Genomic DNA, 17,272 nt, shown 5'->3' with positions numbered 1-17,272 from the left:
CTTTTATATTCACGCGAACAAAAAAAGAACTTGGTTTTGAGAACAAATCATGCACAATTGCGCCAGAGTTGTTGTTGCCCCCGCCATTGAAATCATGCCAGAAGGGATTTCAGCCGTGAGCCAAGCTAATCTCCGCCTCGTGGAAGGATCGTCCGTGGACAAGACCAAGGCGTTGGACGCCGCCCTGTCGCAGATCGAGCGCGCCTTCGGCAAGGGCTCGATCATGCGGCTCGGCAAGAATCAAAAAGCCGTCGAGATCGAGACCATTTCCACCGGCTCGCTCGGCCTCGACATCGCGCTTGGCGTCGGCGGCCTGCCGCGCGGTCGCATCGTCGAGATTTACGGGCCGGAATCCTCGGGCAAAACCACGCTGACCCTGCACGTCATCGCCGAGGCGCAGAAGATTGGCGGCGTCTGCGCTTTCGTCGACGCCGAACATGCGCTCGACCCGGTCTACGCCCGCAAGCTCGGGGTCAATCTCGACGAGCTGCTGATTTCTCAGCCAGACACTGGCGAGCAGGCGCTGGAGATCACCGACACGCTGGTGCGTTCCGGCGCGGTCGACGTGCTCGTCATCGACTCGGTCGCCGCCTTGACGCCGCGCGCCGAGATCGAAGGCGAAATGGGCGAGGTCCAGCCCGGTCTCCAGGCCCGCCTGATGAGCCAGGCGCTGCGCAAGCTAACCGCCTCCATTGCCCGCTCCAACACGCTCGTCATCTTCATCAACCAGATTCGCATGAAGATCGGCGTGATGTATGGCTCGCCGGAAACGACGACGGGCGGCAATGCGCTGAAATTCTACGCCTCGGTTCGTCTCGACATCCGCCGCATCGGCGCCATCAAGGAGCGCGACGAAACCATCGGCAATCAGACCCGTGTCAAGGTGGTCAAGAACAAGGTCGCCCCGCCTTTCAAACAGGTGGAATTCGACATCATGTATGGCGAAGGCGTCTCGAAGCTCGGCGAGCTCATCGATCTTGGCGTGAAGGCCGGCGTTGTCGACAAATCAGGCGCCTGGTTCTCCTACGACAGCCAACGCCTCGGCCAGGGCCGCGAAAACGCCAAAAGCTTTTTGCGCCAGAACCCGGAAGCCGCACAGCGCATCGAGCAAGCGATCCGCGAGAACTCGGGCCTTATTGCCGAGAAAATTCTGGATGCCGCCGACGGCGACGACAAGGAATAGGCGGACTGCCCCTCCCCGCTCGTATCTCCCGGTTTTCAAAGGCCCGCCCTGCGGGCCTTTTTCATTGCCGAAAAGCTTGCGGACTGGCATATCGCCCGGCGACAGACACACGCCTCGTAAAGCCGAGGCGGCACGGACCCGCCGGACGCGCTTTCGTCCGGCTTACCAATCACCATATGATCGGGGCATCCCGGTCGCGCCCGAGAGAGACGCATAATGAGCAGCGTCAACCAGATACGCTCCACCTTCCTCGATTACTTCGTCCGCAATGGCCATGAGAAGGTCGCGTCCTCTCCGCTCGTTCCGCACAATGACCCCACGCTGATGTTCACCAATGCGGGGATGGTGCAGTTCAAAAACGTCTTCACCGGCGTCGAGAAGCGCCATCAGGCGCGCGCGACATCCGCGCAGAAATGCGTGCGCGCCGGCGGCAAGCACAATGACCTCGACAATGTCGGCTATACTGCCCGGCATCACACCTTCTTCGAGATGCTGGGGAATTTCTCCTTCGGCGATTATTTCAAGGAAGGCGCGATCGAACTCGCCTGGGGGCTGATCAGCCGCGAGTTCCAGCTTCCCATCGACCGCCTCCTCGTCACCGTCTACCATGACGACGACGAGGCCTATGGCCTCTGGAAGAAGATTGCCGGCTTCCACGACAGCCGCATCATCCGCATCTCCAGCTCCGACAATTTCTGGAGCATGGGAGACACCGGCCCCTGCGGGCCCTGCTCCGAAATCTTCTACGATCAGGGCGAGGCGCTGGCCGGCGGCCCCCCCGGCAGCCTAGATGAAGACGGCGACCGCTTTCTGGAATTCTGGAATCTGGTCTTCATGCAATATGACCAGGTTGCGCCGGGCCAACGCGCGCCCCTTCCCCGTCCGTCGATCGACACCGGCATGGGGCTCGAGCGCATCGCCGCCCTGCTCCAGGGCGTCACTTCCAACTATGAGACAGACCTTTTCCGCACGCTCACGGGCGCCGTCGCGGATTTCACCAACGTGCCTGTAAATGGCCCGCAGGCGGCAAGCCATCGCGTCATCGCGGATCATCTGCGCGCCGCCTCCTTCCTTGTCGCCGATGGCGTGACGCCTTCGAATGAAGGGCGCGGCTATGTGCTGCGGCGAATCATGCGCCGCGCGATGCGCCACGCCCAGCTCCTCGGAGCGCAGGAGCCGCTGATGTGGCACCTTGTGCCGGCGCTCGTGGCGGAAATGGGCCAGGCCTATCCCGAGCTCCTGCGCGCCCAGGCGCTTATCGTCGATACGCTCAAAACTGAGGAAACGCGCTTCCGCGCGACGCTTGCGCGCGGCCTCGCCATTCTCGACGAGGAGACGGCCGGTCTCACAAAAGGCGCGAAATTCTCTGGCGAGACAGCGTTCAAGCTCTACGACACCTATGGCTTCCCGCTCGACCTCACCGAGGACGCTCTGCGCCCACGCGACATCGCCGTGGACAAGGAAAGCTTCGACGCCGCCATGGAGCGCCAGCGCGCGGAAGCCCGCAAGGCCTGGGCCGGTTCCGGCGAAACCGCGACCGAAACCCTTTGGTTCGCCCTGAAGGAGCGCGTCGGAGCCACGGAATTCTTCGGCTATGACGCGGAAAAGAGCGAAGGCGTCGTTACAGCGCTCGTCCATGACGGAGCGGAAGCCTTCGTTCTCCAAAAGGGCCAGCGCGGGTCGGTGATCCTCAACCAAACGCCCTTCTACGGCGAATCGGGCGGCCAAGTCGGCGACATTGGCGTCATTCAGGGCAAGGGCGTACGCTTTCGCGTCGAGAACACTGCGAAAAAGCTCGGCGACCTCATTGTCCATGATGGCGTCGTCGAAGAGGGCGAAATCGTCCCCGGGCTCGCGCTGGAGCTCGACGTCGATCACGAACGCCGCAAAGCGACGCGCGCCAATCATTCCGCCACCCATATTCTCCACGAGGCGCTTCGCCAGGTTCTCGGCGACCACGTCGCCCAGAAGGGATCGCTGGTCGCGCCCGAACGTCTGCGCTTCGATTTCACCCATCCAAAGCCCCTCACGGAGGAAGAGCTTTCCCGGGTCGAAGTCCTCGCCAATGAAATCGTCCAGGACAACGCCCCCGTCGACACCCGCGTCATGGCGCAGGACGAGGCCATTGAATCTGGCGCCCGGGCGCTGTTCGGCGAGAAATATGGCGATGAGGTGCGCGTCGTCAGCATGGGTCGGCCCGACCCCGGCGCGCCTCACGCTTTCTCGGTGGAGCTTTGCGGCGGCACGCATGTCTCGCGCACCGGCGACATCGGTCTGATTTCGATCATCGCCGAGAGCGCCGTCGCCTCCGGCGTGCGGCGCATCGAGGCGCGCACGGCCGAGGGCGCGCGGACCCATCTCGTCGCCCAGGCGCGTGCGCTCCACGATATCGCGTCCTTGATTCGCGCGCCCATCGACGAAACGCCGAACCGCCTCGCCCAGCTCCTGGAAGACCGCAAGCGCCTCGAACGCGAGCTTGCCGACGCCAAGCGCAAGCTCGCCCTGGGCGGCGGCGGGGGACCGGCCGCGGCCCCGGAGGCCCGCGACGTCGGCGGGATCAAACTGCTGACCCGCGCCGTCGAGGGGATCGACGCCAAGGACCTGAAATCCCTCGTCGACGACGCCAAGAAGTCCATCGGATCGGGCGTCGTCGCCTTCGCCAGCGCCTCTGCTGACGGGAAAGCCGGCATCGTCGTTGGCATCACCGACGATCTGGCGCAGAAATACAGCGCTGTAGAATTCGTTCGGGCCGCGGCCGCAGCGCTGGGTGGCAAAGGCGGCGGCGGCAGGTCGGACCTCGCACAAGCTGGCGGCCCAAATGCGGGGGCGATCGATCAGGCGCTCGCCTGCGTCGAGGAGGCGCTCCGCACGAAGGCAGCGGAATGACGCAGCAGATTCCGCGCGGCTGGTATCACCGGTTGCGCCGGCGCGTGCATCATATTCTCGATGGCGGCGTCAATGATCGCGCGACCCGCTTTGTGCATCGCGCGCTCATCACACTCGTGGCTTTATCCGTCCTCTCGGTCGTTCTCGAATCTGTGCCGGAATATGATCGCCGCTTTCGCGATCTGTTCCTGTCGATCGAGCGGCTTGCCGTGGGCGTCTTCACAGCCGAATATCTGTTGCGGCTATGGTCGGCTCCGGAGCATACGCCTTATTCGGACTGCACCGCGACGCGCGCGCGCCTTGCGTTCATCGCTTCTTGGTTTGCGATCATCGATCTTTTGACGGTTCTGCCTTTTTACCTGTCCTATCTCTTTTCGGCGGACCTGCGAGTCCTGCTGCTGTTGCGCCTTCTGCGCTTTTTTAAATTGGCGCGCTATTCCGCTGGCATTCGCACCCTTATCGCGGTGATGGAGGCTGAACGGAAGGCGTTGCTGGCGACCGGCATCCTGCTCTTCGGAGCCGTTCTTTTTTCGGCCGCTGCGATCCATCTCGTCGAGCACGACGCCCAGCCGAAAGCATTCGGCTCGATTCCCGCCGCCATGTGGTGGGCCATCGTGACCATCACAACTGTCGGCTATGGCGACGTCGTTCCGATCACTCTCGCCGGGCGCATCATCGCCTCGATCACGATGGTGACGGGCTATGTCATGCTGGGTCTTCCCGTCGGCATCGTCGCATCCGCTTTCGCGGAGGAAATTCACAGGCGCGAATTCGTCGTCACCTGGAGCATGGTGGCGAGCGTGCCGCTGTTCCGCGAGCTCGACGCGAGCGCCATCGCGGAGATCATGCGTTATCTCAACGCGCAGTCAATTCCTGCCGGCGCCTTGATTGTCCGACGCGGCGATATTGCCCAGTCGATGTATTTCATCGCGGAGGGAGAGGTCGAAGTCCAGCTTCCCACACAAGTGGTTCGGCTCGGCGTCGGACAATTTTTCGGCGAGATGGCGATTCTGCATCAGACGCCGCGAACCGCCAATGTGCGCGCCCTGGCGCCGACAAAGCTGTTGATTTTACAGGCCTACGACCTGCAGACGCTCATTGCGCGCAACCCCGTGATCGGGGAATGCATAAGAGAAGTCGCCGCGAAGCGCTCAGAGCTTGCGCCTGAAGAGCCGCACGGCGACATTATCGAAGCCGAATTGGAGGAACATCCCGTTCCGCTGGACGAAACCGCGGAACGTGACCTTACGCCGTAAGGGCGGCGCGCATTTCTTCGAGCTGCGCGAGTTTATCGCTTGCAGCCAGGCGCGCGGCGTCGGTTTTGGCGTCGGAGAGGTCTTCCTTGGCGTTTTTGATGTCGCCGTCGAGCTTGCCCGCGTCGATCTCCGAAAGCGGAAGCGCGAGTTCGGCGAGGATCGTGAAGCCGGAAGCGTTCACATCGGCGAAGCCGCCGCGGACAAAAAGCTTCTCGAGCTTGCCGTCGCCGCCCGCGACCGTCACGACGCCGGCCTTGAGCGTCGTCATCACCGGCGCGTGATCCTTGAGGACCGTGAACTGGCCCTCGGCGCCCGGCGCAACCACGCTTTCGACGTCGCCCGAAAACAGGAGCTTCTCGGGGGAAACGAGTTCGAAGTGGAAAGCGGCCATGTCAGTCTCCGGCGACGCTGATCGTCATAAGCGAATGGCCGGTCTTTGCCCGGCCATCAATTGTTGGGATCGGGCGTGGGACGGCCGCAGGCCGCCCCTCCCGGATTGCTGAAAGCTTACGCAGCTTCCTTGGCCAGCTTGGCGGCCTTTTCGACCGCCTCTTCGATGGAGCCGACCATGTAGAAGGCGGCCTCCGGGAGGTGGTCATATTCGCCTTCGACGAGGCCCTTGAAGCCCTTGATCGTGTCGGCGAGGGCGACGAGCTTGCCCGGCGAGCCGGTGAAGACTTCGGCGACGTGGAAGGGCTGCGACAGGAAGCGCTCGATCTTGCGGGCGCGGGCGACGACCAGCTTATCTTCTTCCGAAAGCTCGTCCATGCCCAGGATCGCGATGATGTCCTGCAGCGACTTGTAGCGCTGAAGGGTCGACTGCACCTTACGGGCGACCTCATAGTGCTCCTCGCCGACGATCGCCGGGGAAAGCATGCGCGAGGTCGAGTCGAGCGGATCGACGGCCGGGTAGATGCCCTTCTCAGCGATCGAGCGCGACAGAACGGTGGTCGCGTCCAAGTGGGCGAAGGAGGTGGCCGGCGCCGGGTCGGTCAAGTCGTCGGCCGGCACGTAAATGGCCTGCACCGAGGTGATCGAGCCCTTGGTGGTGGTGGTGATGCGCTCCTGCAGGGCGCCCATGTCGGTCGCCAGCGTCGGCTGATAGCCCACCGCCGAAGGGATGCGGCCGAGAAGCGCGGACACTTCCGAGCCCGCCTGGGTGAAGCGGAAGATGTTGTCGACGAAGAACAGCACGTCCTGGCCCTTGTCGCGGAAATCTTCGGCGACGGTGAGGCCGGTCAGCGCGACGCGGGCGCGGGCGCCCGGCGGCTCGTTCATCTGGCCATAGACCAGGGCGCATTTGGAGCCGGCGGTCGAGCCGTTGACGGGCTTCTTGTTGACGTTGCCCTCGATCATTTCATGATAGAGGTCGTTGCCTTCGCGGGTGCGCTCGCCGACGCCGGCGAACACCGAATAACCGCCGTGCGCCTTGGCGACGTTGTTGATGAGCTCCATGATGAGCACGGTCTTGCCGACGCCCGCGCCGCCGAACAGGCCGATCTTGCCGCCCTTCGCGTAAGGCGCGAGAAGGTCGACGACCTTGATGCCCGTCTCGAGAATCTGCGCTTCCGTGGCCTGCTCCGAATAGGACGGGGCCGGCTGGTGGATGGCGCGCGTGCCGCTGGACTTCACCGGGCCGGCTTCGTCGACCGGCTCGCCGATGACGTTGATGATGCGGCCGAGCAGCTCTTCACCGACCGGAACCGTGATCGGCGCGCCGGTGTCCGTGACTTCCTGGCCGCGGGTCAGGCCCTCGGAGGTGTCCATGGCGATGGTGCGCACGGAGTTCTCGCCGAGGTGCTGCGCGACTTCGAGAACGAGGCGCTGGCCCTGGTTCGTGGTCTCGAGCGCGTTGAGAATCTCGGGCAGGTGGCCGTCGAACTTAACGTCGACGACGGCGCCGATGACTTGGGTGATGCGGCCCGTGGGCTTGTTGGCGGCCATTTTACGTCCTCGTCTATTTTAGCGGATCAGAGCGCTTCGGCGCCCGAGATGATTTCGATGAGTTCCTTGGTGATCATCGCCTGGCGCGACCGGTTGTAGAGGGTCGTCTGCTTTTTGATCATGTCGCCGGCGTTGCGCGTGGCGTTGTCCATCGCGCTCATGCGCGCGCCCTGCTCCGAGGCGGCGTTTTCGAGGAGAGCGCGGAACACCTGCACCGAGATGTTGCGCGGCAGGAGCTCGGAGAGAATCTCGTCCTGGCCGGGCTCATATTCATAGGACGGCTGCGGGCCGTCGACGGCCGGGGCATTCTCATTCGCGGCGATCTGCGCCGGAATGAGCTGCTGCGCCGTCGGGATCTGCGCGATCACCGACTTGAACTTCGAGAAGAACAGCGTGGCGACGTCGAATTCGCCGGCCTCGAACATGGCGATGATCTTCTTGCCGATCTCGTCCGCATTGTCGAAGCCGATGTTCTTCAGGCCGCGCAGCTCGATCAGCTCCACGATCTCTTTCTCGAACTGGCGGCGAAGCTGGTCGTAGCCCTTCTTGCCGACGCAGAGAATTTTGACCGTCTTGCCCTGCCCCTGCAGGCGCAGGATATGCTCGCGGGCGAGGCGCACGATCGAGGAATTGAACGCGCCGCACAGGCCGCGCTCGGCGGTGGCGACGACGAGGAGATGCACGTCATCCCTGCCATTGCCAGCGAGAAGCTGCGGACCGCCGGTGGAGACGCCGGCGGCGAGATTGGCGAGGACGGATTCCATGCGCTCGGCGTAGGGACGCGCGGCCTCGGCCGCCGTCTGCGCGCGACGCAGCTTGGCCGCCGCGACCATCTGCATGGCCTTGGTGATCTTCTGCGTCGCCTTGACGGAAGAAATCCGGTTTCGAAGATCCTTCAACGAGGGCATTGGCGTGCTTCTTGTCTCGAGGTCGCCGCGCGCCCGCTACCGAGCGCGCGATCCGTCATTGTCGGCTCAGGCGAAGGACTTCGCGAAAGTCTCCACGACGCTCTTGAGCTTCGCCGCGGAGTCGTCCGAGAGATCCTTCGACGACCGGATGGCGTCGAGAAGGTCGCCGTGCTGCGAGCGGAGCACGGCGAGCAGGCCGTCTTCGAAGGCGCGCACGCGATTGACCGGCAGCGGATCGAGATAGCCGTTGACGCCGGCGTAGATCACGCAGGTCTGCTCTTCCATCTTCAGCGGCGAGAACTGCGGCTGCTTCAGGAGCTCGGTGAGGCGCGCGCCGCGGTTCAGCAGACGCTGCGTCACCGCGTCGAGGTCGGAGCCGAACTGCGCGAAGGCGGCCATTTCGCGATACTGCGCGAGCTCGCCCTTGATCTTGCCGGCGACCTTCTTCGTCGCCTTGGTCTGCGCGGACGAGCCGACGCGCGACACGGAGAGGCCGACGTTCACCGCCGGGCGGATGCCCTGGTAGAAGAGGTCCGTCTCGAGGAAGATCTGGCCGTCGGTGATCGAGATCACGTTGGTCGGAATATAGGCCGACACGTCGTTGGCCTGCGTCTCGATGACCGGCAGAGCGGTCAGCGAACCGGCGCCGCGATCGTCGTTGAGCTTGGCGGCGCGCTCGAGGAGACGGGAGTGCAGATAGAAGACGTCGCCCGGATAGGCTTCGCGGCCCGGCGGACGGCGGAGCAGCAGCGACATCTGGCGGTAGGCGACGGCCTGCTTGGAAAGGTCGTCATAGATGATGACCGCATGCATGCCGTTGTCGCGGAAGAATTCGCCCATGGCGCAGCCGGCGAAGGGCGCCAGGAACTGCATCGGGGCCGGGTCCGAAGCGGTGGCCGCGACGACGATGGAATATTCCAGCGCGCCGCGCTCTTCGAGCACCTTCACGAATTGCGCGACGGTCGAGCGCTTCTGGCCGATGGCGACGTAGACGCAGTAGAGCTTCGCCTTCTCGTCGTCGCCGTCGTTGAGCGACTTCTGGTTCAGGATCGTGTCGAGCGCGATCGCGGTCTTGCCGGTCTGGCGATCGCCGATGATCAGCTCGCGCTGGCCGCGGCCGATCGGGATCAGGGCGTCGACGGCCTTGAGGCCGGTCGCCATCGGCTCATGCACCGACTTACGCGGAATAATGCCGGGGGCCTTCACATCGACGCGGGCGCGACGCGTGGCGTTGATCGGGCCCTTGCCGTCGATCGGATTGCCGAGAGCGTCCACGACGCGGCCGAGCAGCTCCTTGCCGACGGGAACGTCGACGATCGCGCCGGTGCGCTTGACCGTCTGGCCTTCCTTAATGTCGCGGTCGGAACCGAAAATAACGATGCCGACGTTGTCGCTTTCGAGGTTGAGGGCCATGCCGCGCACGCCGTTCTCGAATTCGACCGTCTCGCCGGCCTGGACATTGTCGAGGCCGTAGACGCGGGCGATGCCGTCGCCGACCGACAGAACCTGGCCGACCTCGGTGACCTCGGCCTCATTGCCGAAGTTGGCGATCTCGTTCTTCAGGATCGCGGAAATTTCTGCGGCGCGGATATCCATCAGCCGACCTCTTTCATGCGTGTGCGGATTGAATTGAGCTTGGTGCGAACGGAAGCGTCGACCATGCGCGAACCGAGTTTGACGACGATGCCGCCGATGATCGACGGATCGGTCTTGACGTTGAGGCTGACCGACTTGCCGCCGGTGACGCCGGCGAGCGCCTGGCGCAGCGCCGTTTCATGGTCAGGCTTGAGCGGGGCGGCGACAGTCACGTCGGCGCGGACCAGACCGCGGGCCTTGTCGTGAAGGCTCTGATAGGCGGCGATCATGTCCGGGAGAACGAAGAGGCGGCGCTTGGAGGCCACCAGGCGGATGAAATTGCCGGCGACGCCGGAAATGCCCGCTTTCTTGAGGATGGCGTCGAGCGCCTTGACCTGCTCCTGCGCGGAGAAGACGGGGCTTCTCACCAGACGCTGGAGGTCGGGACTTTCATTGATGAGGCCCTGAAACGCGGCGAGCGCCGTAGCGACCTCGTCCGTGGCGCTCTTTTCCGACGCCAGTTCGTAAAGGGCGGAGGCGTAACGTCCTGCGACGCCGGAAAGCGAAACTCCGTCTTGAGCCACTTGGATCGCTCGTCAAATTCGCATCGCTCGAAACGACGCCCACGCGAAAATGCGTTCGCGCCTTTGGCGGTCGGCTTCGTAGCGACGGATGCTGCAGGGGCAAGGAACTAAGAGCGGCAACGCCCCAGTCCCAAGGCGATGGGTCCCTAACACAGTGAATTTTGCGGCGCAACCCTGTCCGGCGCCCAGATTTCGTTCGCGCCTTCGCACTAGGCACGCGGAAAGCCATCGAGACTGCAACGCTGGGGCCTCGCGGCGCGGGGAAAACTCGGCGGTTCGCGGCGAATTTATGCGGCGCGCCTGCGGAGGCGCCGGCATGGCCTGGGGAAAATATCTGCCTCAATTTTGACCTTCCGCATTTCGTCGAAACCGGGCGAGCATCGGCTCCGCAGGACAGTGACGCGCCGCACCATTCAGGCTCTGTCGCGCTTTGCCTCGCGCCTCGCCGGACGATAAGTTCACGTGCGCGTCCCATCTACGGGCCGACGCGATCTGGGAAAATGGGGGATGCGCATGGCGCGCGCGGTTGTTGGAATTATCGGCGGATCCGGGGTTTATGATCTTCCGGGAGAGCAGGACGTCAGGCGCGAGCGCGTCGCCACCCCCTGGGGCGAGCCCTCGGACGAGCTCGTCTTCGGCGAGGTCGGCGGCACGCAGGCGGTCTTTTTGCCGCGCCATGGACGCGGGCATAGGCTCTCGCCGTCGACGATCAACTATCGCGCCAATATCGACGCAATGAAGCGCGTCGGCGTGACCGACATTATTTCGGTCTCGGCCTGCGGATCGTTCAAATCGCAGTTTTTCCCGGGGCTGTTCGTGCTGGTCGACCAGTTCGTCGATCGGACCTTTGCCCGTCAGTCGTCCTTCTTCGGCGACGGCTGCGTGGCGCATGTGTCGATGGCGCACCCCATCGCCCCGAAATTATCCGCCCGCATCGCGAAGGCGGCGCGCGACGAAGCGATCGAGATCGCCGTCGGCGGCACCTACGTCTGCATGGAAGGCCCCCAATTTTCGAGCTACGCCGAATCGCTCGCCTATAAGGCGTCGGGCTTCGATCTCATCGGCATGACGGCCATGCCCGAGGCCAAGCTCGCGCGCGAGGCCGAGATTTCCTACGCCACCATCGCCATGGTGACGGATTTCGACTGCTGGCATCCCGAGCACGACCATGTGGACGTCGCCTCGGTGATCGCCATCGTGCGTGAGAACTCGGCCAAGGCCGCGCGGCTCGTGGCGCGCGTGCTGAGGGATTTTCCGCGCGAGCACGAGGCCTGCCCCGTGGGCTCGGATCGCGCGCTCGACAGCGCCATTCTCACGGCGCCCGAGGCGCGCGACCCCGAATTGCTGAAGAAGCTCGATGCGGTGATGTCGCGGCTGAACGGCGCGGCCGCTCAGTAATACCACTGGCCGTTACGCCACTGCCCCTGGATGCGCTTGGGCGGCGCGACGGGCAGCGTCACATTGCCGCCGTTGGGGTCGTAGTCGCCGACATAGGCGCAGCCGTAGCAGCCGTAGCCGCGGCCATGGCCGCCGCCGGGGCCGTAACCGCCGTAACCGGTTCCTGGCGGCATAGGCTGGGCCGGCCCGTAGCCGCCCATCGCCCCGCCTTGAACCGGGGGAGGAACAACATGGTAGTTTTGGGCCTGGACCACGCCGGGGAGGCTAAAGGCAAGCGCGAAGGCAAGGCGGGTGAGGGCGTGCATGGAGCGAAATCCTTGGAGGGAACGCAGGTTGAGTGTAAAGAGCTTGGCTGCGCGCGCCAGCGCCAAATCAGCCTATGGTTGAATGTTTTCTAAAACGCCAGGACAGCCCATGTCGCTTCGCGCCGCCATCCGCACCATTCCAGACTTCCCCAAGAAAGGCATTCTCTTCCGCGACATCACCACGCTGCTCGGCGACGCCAGGGCCTTTCGCAAGGCGGTCGACGAACTCGTCCAGCCCTGGGCCGGGACGAAGATCGACAAGGTCGCGGGAATTGAAGCGCGGGGCTTTATCCTCGGCGGCGCGGTCGCGCATCAGCTCTCGGCCGGCTTCGTGCCGATCCGCAAGAAGGGCAAGCTGCCGCATGAAACCGTCTCCATGTCCTACACGCTGGAATATGGGACCGACGAAATCGAAATGCATGTGGACGCCGTGGCGCAAGGCGAGCGTGTCATTCTGGTCGACGATCTGATTGCGACCGGCGGCACGGCGGAAGGCGCGGTCCGGCTTCTGCAGAAGATGGGCGCGGAAATCGTGGCGGCGTGTTTCGTCATCGACCTCCCCGATCTCGGCGGCGCAAGCAAGATCGAAGCGCTGGGCGTCCCGGTTCGCACGCTGGTCGCCTTCGACGGGCACTGACGCGGGTCTGCCGGACTTTCAACTGCGTCGCTAGGGTTAGACTGCTGTCTTTATGAAGCTTCGTTCGACCCATCTGTTGTTTGCCGTCGTCGTCCTCGCCGCCATCGCCGCGGGGACGGGAGTGCTTTATTTTCTGCCGAGCCTCGGCGGGCGGGAGGCAACGGCCTCGAGGAGCGCGCAGCGCGGCGACCCGACGCATCTTGCCGGCGGAAGCATCATGCCCGGCCTCAGACGGGCGATTGCGCCGCCGGCTGAAGCGCCGGCGGAAGCGAAACTTTCGGAGAGCCCTCCGCCCGCTCTCATTGCCGCCGCGCAACCGCCCGCCTCGCCAGTCGCCGAGGCGCCGCCTGCGGTCGATGAGCTGCAGGCGGCCGGCGTCGAAGGCGTCGTCTCCTTCCCGCCCGTTGCGCCAACGCCTCCGGCGCGGCCGGCCGATTTGCAAAGCGCACAAGCCGACGCGCCATTGCCGCCGATACGGCCAACCGATCTTGCGTCCCTGCAAGGTCCGTCGGAGCAGCCGGCGGCCAGCCAGCCTGCCGCGGTCCCTCCCCAGGCCGCTCAACCCCAACCGGCTCAACCGCAAGCCGCCGCGCAGCAACCCGCGCCGGCGTCGTCCTGGTCTTTCCCGCATTGGCCGCAGGCGGCGCAGCCCGCGCCCGAGGCTCAACAGGCCAGCGCCTCCCCCGCGCCCATTTACGTCGACGCGCCGCTGCCGCCCACTCGTCCGGCCGATCTCGACAAGAATGCCGTCGCCCCCGCCAAAGCGACGACAGTCGCCTCCGCCACGCCGGAGAGTTCCCCGACGCCGGCTCCGGCCGCCGCCCAGCAGACCGCGCGGTTGGAGGAGCCCGCGCTGCGGCCGGCGCCCGATGACGCCTTCCAGGCGCCGCCGCCGAAATTCGGCATGGGCGATCCGGTCTTCGTGCGCATCTTCAAGCAGGAAGGGCAGCTCGAATTATGGCTGAAGAAAAACGGCCGCTATGCGCTGTACCGAACCTTCCCGATCTGCAAATGGTCGGGCCGGCTGGGGCCGAAGCTCAAGGAAGCCGATTATCAATCGCCCGAGGGCTTCTACAGCGTCTCCGCCAAGCAGCTCCACCCGCATTCCAACTACCACCGCGCCTTCAACGTCGGCTATCCCAACGCCTTCGATCGCCAGAACGGCCGCACCGGCGGCCTCGTGATGGTGCACGGGTCGTGCAAGTCGGTCGGCTGCTTCGCCATGACCGACCAAGGCATCGAAGAGATTTACGGCTTCGTCGAAGCGGCGCTGCGGGCGGGGCAGAAGGAAGTTCCCGTCCATATCTTTCCGTTCCGCATGACGGAAGCCAATATCACGCGCGAGACGGGCGGCGGCGGCGGCTGGCTCTCCTTCGTCGGGAGCGGCGGCGGTTATCACCAATGGGTCGATTTCTGGAAGAATCTCAAGCAAGGCTACGACAAATTCGAACAAGCCGGCGAGCCGCCGGTGGCCTTCGCCTGCGGCGACCATTACGAGTTCGACGGCGGCTCCGCCTCCTGCCGCCGCGTCGCCGGCTGGTAGGGATATTCCATTTGAATTGCTCGCATGGGGCGTGTCATTCCCGGGGGACCGTCATTGCGAGGAGCGCAGCGACGAAGCAATCCAGGAGCGTCACCGCGGCTCTGGATTGCTTCGCTCCGCTCGCAATGACAGCGAACCACCCAAGCGGATCTCGTACGAGCCTTAAAGCGAAGCGGCGAGCTTGCGCGCCGTAGCATGCAACTCATCGAGCGTGAGGAGCTTATCCTGCTCCGGCTCGTGAATGATCGCGCCGAATTTATCCGCAAGCGCCGCGCAGACCGCAATGGCGGCGAATTGCTCGCGCGGATCGCCGCCCCAGCGAAATTTCATGGCGACGTCGCGCCCGTCGAGCGCCGCCGAGAGAATGTCGGTGGGTGACTCCACTTCGCCGAAGCGCAGGTCGAAGCCAGCGTCTTCGCCATCATAAGTGCAGGGCAGATAGCCTTTGGTCTCGAACGGCGCATAAGCGTCGTCGAGCGTCAGCTTGAAGCCCAGCTCATTGAGCGCAGACTGCAACGCTTTGCGCGCAGGAACCTCCGCGCGATTGAGATAGGCCGTTTGCGCGCGCGCCATTTTTTCTCCTCGTTACATTTCCGGTTGAACAACGCTCATTTTCCCCCTCCCCGCTTTGCGGGAGAGGGAGCAGGCCGCGACCTTCATCGGCAATGCCGATCGCCGTCATTGCGAGGAGCGGCAGCGACGAAGCAATCCAGGAGCGTCATTGCGGCTCTGGATTGCTTCGCTCCGCTCGCAATGACGGAAGCTCAAAACCCGAATGACAAGGCGGATTTCCCGACACTCACAGATCGACGAAGATGAATTTATTGGCCTTGAGCGCCGGATAGTTCTCCCGCAGCGCCTTGGCGATTTTTCCGACGAGGTTTTTGTCGCCGGCGGCCGAGGGTCCGACGAAATCGGTGCCCGCCATCCATGTTTCGAGGAAACAATGCAGCGCAGCGTCGTAGTCGACGCCGGTCGGATGCGCGGTCTTGTCGGCAAGATCGGCGACGCCGTCGGCGTCGACCTCGAGGCGCCAGTCGCGATCGTCGGTCACCGAGCCGATCAACGCCGCAATATCCGCGTCCGTCCAATCTTTTTTAAGGTCCACGGGCATGAGTGTCGGTCTCCAGACAATGTTCGATCGGCTAAACGACGAAGCACGCAGCGGGCCAAACGACGATCACGCCTCGACCGGCGCGCATTGCTTGGCGATCAGGCGGCTGTTGGCTTCGAGTGAAAACTCCCGCCACGCCGCGCCGATGTCGCGCAATGTCGCAGAGACATAATCCTTCGCCGGCTTGTGCTCGTCGGGGAAATTCGAGAGCGCGCAGGATGTGCGGTTGAAGTCGATGATCGCGTCGAGCAGCGCCTGGATGAAGCCATCGAACGCCGCCTGCACTTTCGGCGTCAGATCGGAGCGTCCGCGCTCGACAGCGACGCCCGCATGGTCGAACGGCAATTCGTCGATCATCGACAGCGCATCGGCGAAAATCGCCTCCATGGCGCCGAGCATGGCGCGCTGCGTGAGCTGCTCACGCTCGCCATGCGACAGCGCAAAATTGAGCCGCTGCCGATAGGCGGCGAAGGCCGGCGCGCGCCGCGACGCCACCCATTCGTGGAACAGCTCGAGACAGCGCGCGTTGCGCTCGGCGGGCGATCCCGCGATATCCTCTATCGTCATGGACGTCTCCTGTTGCGGCAAGATGTGCCGGGCGATCCGTGCGGCGGCGTTGATCGCGCCCTCGACATAGCCGCCGCCCTCTCGCGCCGTTTCCGAGCTTCCAAAGAAGAGCTTGCCGGCCCACAGCGGTTGGCTGAAGGCGCGCGCGCCATAGTCGGGATGGGCGCCGCCTGCGGCGCGATCGGCCGGCGTGCAGGTGAAAGGTTCGCTCGCCCAATCCTGCAAGTGCAATTCGCCCGCGTCGAGTGAGGGGCCGAAGAGCTGGGCGAACTGGCTTTGGGCGAGCATCGGCAGGCCGCTGCGGAACGCGTCCCGCGTGTCGGGCGGAAGGGCGAAAAAGCCGCCGAGCGCGCCGCTTTCAGCCCCCGCTCCGCAGGCGTCGAAGATTTCGCCCAACACAGCCTGATCGTGAACCACGAAGGCGTTGCCGGAATGACCGAAGGCCCGCCAGATCGGCGGATCGGCAAGCCCGATGACCGCCTTGGCGCTCGCCGCCATCCATGTCGGCGTGTCGCGCATGGCCACCGATACAAAATCGGGCAGCGTCGGCGCGAAAGCGACGTCGCGATCGAGCAGGCGCGGCGGAACGGCGAGCGCGACCTGACGGGCGACGATTTTAACTTCGCCCTCGCCCGTCTCGAAGCAAAGCTCGACGGCTTCCCCACAATCGCGCGCGGCGCGAAGGACATGGCCGAAATGGAGAGTCTGCGGATCGAGATCGGCGGCGAGCGCCGCGACGAGCGCGGCCATGCCGCCCTTCAACCGTCGCGCGCCGCCATGAAGGCCCGGCGCCGACTGCACGGCCGGCGCTTTCTCGGGATCGGTCATCAGCAACGCTGTGCCGGGATCGTGCTGGTCGAAGGGCTCCAGCCCCAATTCGCCGACGAGGCGGGTTATGGCGCCTTGAGTCTGCGGCCAGAACCAGGTGGGTCCGAGATCGAGGCGGAGGCTGCTTGTCGGGTTCTCGACAGTCAGAACGCGCCCGCCAAGCCGATCGCGCGCCTCGAAGAGCGCATAGGAAACGCCTTTCGCGGCAAGGCTGCGCGCCAGCGCGAGACCGCAGATTCCGCCACCGACAATTGCGACATCCAGCATGGGGCGCGTTCCTTTGGGAGATGCGGGAGCAAGGGGTGTGCCGGGGCATGAGCCCCCTCCCCCTCTCCCGCTTGCGGGGGAGGGACAGGGAGGGGGCGACGCAGCGACAAGAAGCGATCCAAGCTTATCGGAAACCCAGCGCCAAAATCCCCGCCGCCGATTCCCGACGCAGGGCGATACAGGAAGCCGGGACGCCCCGGCCCCGTTCGGCCGGTAGCGTGAACAGAAATGCGCGTCGGAACCTGAGGCGTCCCGGCTGCGGTCTTTTTCCGCGACG

The 17,272-nt window shown here is 64.5% G+C and carries 15 protein-coding genes; 6 read left to right on the top strand and 9 right to left on the bottom strand.

All coding sequences use genetic code 11. The features are described 5' to 3' along the window. Nucleotides 1-115: 115 nt before the first annotated feature. The 3 genes from recA (at nt 116) to QNA11_RS15970 (ending at nt 5,325) form a co-directional block, all read left to right on the top strand. Nucleotides 116-1,183 carry a recombinase RecA gene (gene recA, locus QNA11_RS15980; RefSeq protein ID WP_283483783.1) on the top strand — a complete coding sequence of 356 codons (1,068 nt, stop codon included), beginning with the start codon at nt 116-118 and terminating at the stop codon, nt 1,181-1,183. A 216-nt stretch (nt 1,184-1,399) separates the two neighbouring features. Beyond that, on the top strand, nt 1,400-4,069 hold the full coding sequence (alaS, locus tag QNA11_RS15975; RefSeq protein ID WP_283483782.1) for an alanine--tRNA ligase: 2,670 nt from the start codon (nt 1,400-1,402) through the stop codon (nt 4,067-4,069). Further along, nucleotides 4,066-5,325, top strand: a complete 1,260-nt coding sequence (locus QNA11_RS15970) for a cyclic nucleotide-gated ion channel (protein ID WP_283483781.1) — start codon at nt 4,066-4,068, stop codon at nt 5,323-5,325. Before alaS ends, QNA11_RS15970 begins: the two co-directional genes overlap by 4 nt. Here QNA11_RS15970 and QNA11_RS15965 read toward each other — a convergent pair. The 5 genes from QNA11_RS15965 to QNA11_RS15945 all read right to left on the bottom strand — a co-directional run bounded on the left by QNA11_RS15965 (nt 5,315) and on the right by QNA11_RS15945 (nt 10,336). Further along, entirely contained in the window at nt 5,315-5,716 is a 402-nt protein-coding gene (locus QNA11_RS15965) for a F0F1 ATP synthase subunit epsilon (protein WP_202071232.1), read from the bottom strand. The genes QNA11_RS15970 and QNA11_RS15965 overlap by 11 nt on opposite strands. Nucleotides 5,717-5,832: 116 nt before the next feature. Next, on the bottom strand, nt 5,833-7,269 hold the full coding sequence (gene atpD / locus QNA11_RS15960) for a F0F1 ATP synthase subunit beta (protein WP_283483780.1): 1,437 nt from the start codon (nt 7,267-7,269) through the stop codon (nt 5,833-5,835). Between the two features lie 26 nt (nt 7,270-7,295). Continuing rightward, nucleotides 7,296-8,177 (bottom strand): F0F1 ATP synthase subunit gamma, encoded by an 882-nt coding sequence (locus QNA11_RS15955; RefSeq protein ID WP_202071230.1) that lies wholly within the window; start codon nt 8,175-8,177, stop codon nt 7,296-7,298. Nucleotides 8,178-8,243: 66 nt separating this feature from the next. Further along, nucleotides 8,244-9,773, bottom strand: coding sequence for a F0F1 ATP synthase subunit alpha (atpA, locus tag QNA11_RS15950; protein WP_283483779.1), 1,530 nt, complete (start codon nt 9,771-9,773; stop codon nt 8,244-8,246). After that, the gene (locus tag QNA11_RS15945) at nt 9,773-10,336 is read right to left on the bottom strand and encodes a F0F1 ATP synthase subunit delta (RefSeq protein WP_202071229.1); all 564 of its coding nucleotides are present in this window, start codon (nt 10,334-10,336) and stop codon (nt 9,773-9,775) included. Before QNA11_RS15945 ends, atpA begins: the two co-directional genes overlap by 1 nt. 513 nt (nt 10,337-10,849) lie before the next feature. Here QNA11_RS15945 and QNA11_RS15940 point away from each other — a divergent pair. Then, nucleotides 10,850-11,734, top strand: coding sequence for an S-methyl-5'-thioadenosine phosphorylase (locus QNA11_RS15940; RefSeq protein ID WP_283483778.1), 885 nt, complete (start codon nt 10,850-10,852; stop codon nt 11,732-11,734). Here the strand turns inward: QNA11_RS15940 and QNA11_RS15935 are convergent. Continuing rightward, nucleotides 11,728-12,039 (bottom strand): hypothetical protein, encoded by a 312-nt coding sequence (locus QNA11_RS15935; protein ID WP_202071227.1) that lies wholly within the window; start codon nt 12,037-12,039, stop codon nt 11,728-11,730. The two genes, QNA11_RS15940 and QNA11_RS15935, sit on opposite strands and share 7 nt — an antisense overlap. Nucleotides 12,040-12,148: 109 nt before the next feature. On the opposite strand from QNA11_RS15935, the gene QNA11_RS15930 reads away from it, so the two are divergent. Then, the gene (locus QNA11_RS15930) at nt 12,149-12,676 is read left to right on the top strand and encodes an adenine phosphoribosyltransferase (protein WP_202071226.1); all 528 of its coding nucleotides are present in this window, start codon (nt 12,149-12,151) and stop codon (nt 12,674-12,676) included. Nucleotides 12,677-12,728: 52 nt separating this feature from the next. Continuing rightward, a complete protein-coding gene (locus QNA11_RS15925) occupies nt 12,729-14,219 on the top strand; it encodes a L,D-transpeptidase family protein (RefSeq protein WP_283483777.1) in 1,491 nt (496 codons plus the stop codon). 162 nt (nt 14,220-14,381) lie between these two features. Here QNA11_RS15925 and QNA11_RS15920 read toward each other — a convergent pair whose 3' ends face one another. The 3 genes from QNA11_RS15920 to QNA11_RS15910 form a co-directional block, all read right to left on the bottom strand. After that, nucleotides 14,382-14,792 carry a hypothetical protein gene (locus QNA11_RS15920; RefSeq protein WP_283483776.1) on the bottom strand — a complete coding sequence of 137 codons (411 nt, stop codon included), beginning with the start codon at nt 14,790-14,792 and terminating at the stop codon, nt 14,382-14,384. Between the two features lie 226 nt (nt 14,793-15,018). Continuing rightward, complete coding sequence (locus QNA11_RS15915) at nt 15,019-15,333, bottom strand: hypothetical protein (RefSeq protein WP_283483775.1); 315 nt, start codon at nt 15,331-15,333, stop codon at nt 15,019-15,021. Nucleotides 15,334-15,399: 66 nt separating this feature from the next. Then, nucleotides 15,400-16,995 (bottom strand): flavin monoamine oxidase family protein, encoded by a 1,596-nt coding sequence (locus tag QNA11_RS15910; RefSeq protein WP_283483774.1) that lies wholly within the window; start codon nt 16,993-16,995, stop codon nt 15,400-15,402. Nucleotides 16,996-17,272: the final 277 nt, after the last annotated feature.

The sequence above is a fragment of the Methylocystis sp. JR02 genome, assembly GCF_030063565.1.
GTDB lineage: Bacteria > Pseudomonadota > Alphaproteobacteria > Rhizobiales > Beijerinckiaceae > Methylocystis > Methylocystis iwaonis.
This window is presented reverse-complemented; position numbering and strand designations above follow the sequence as displayed.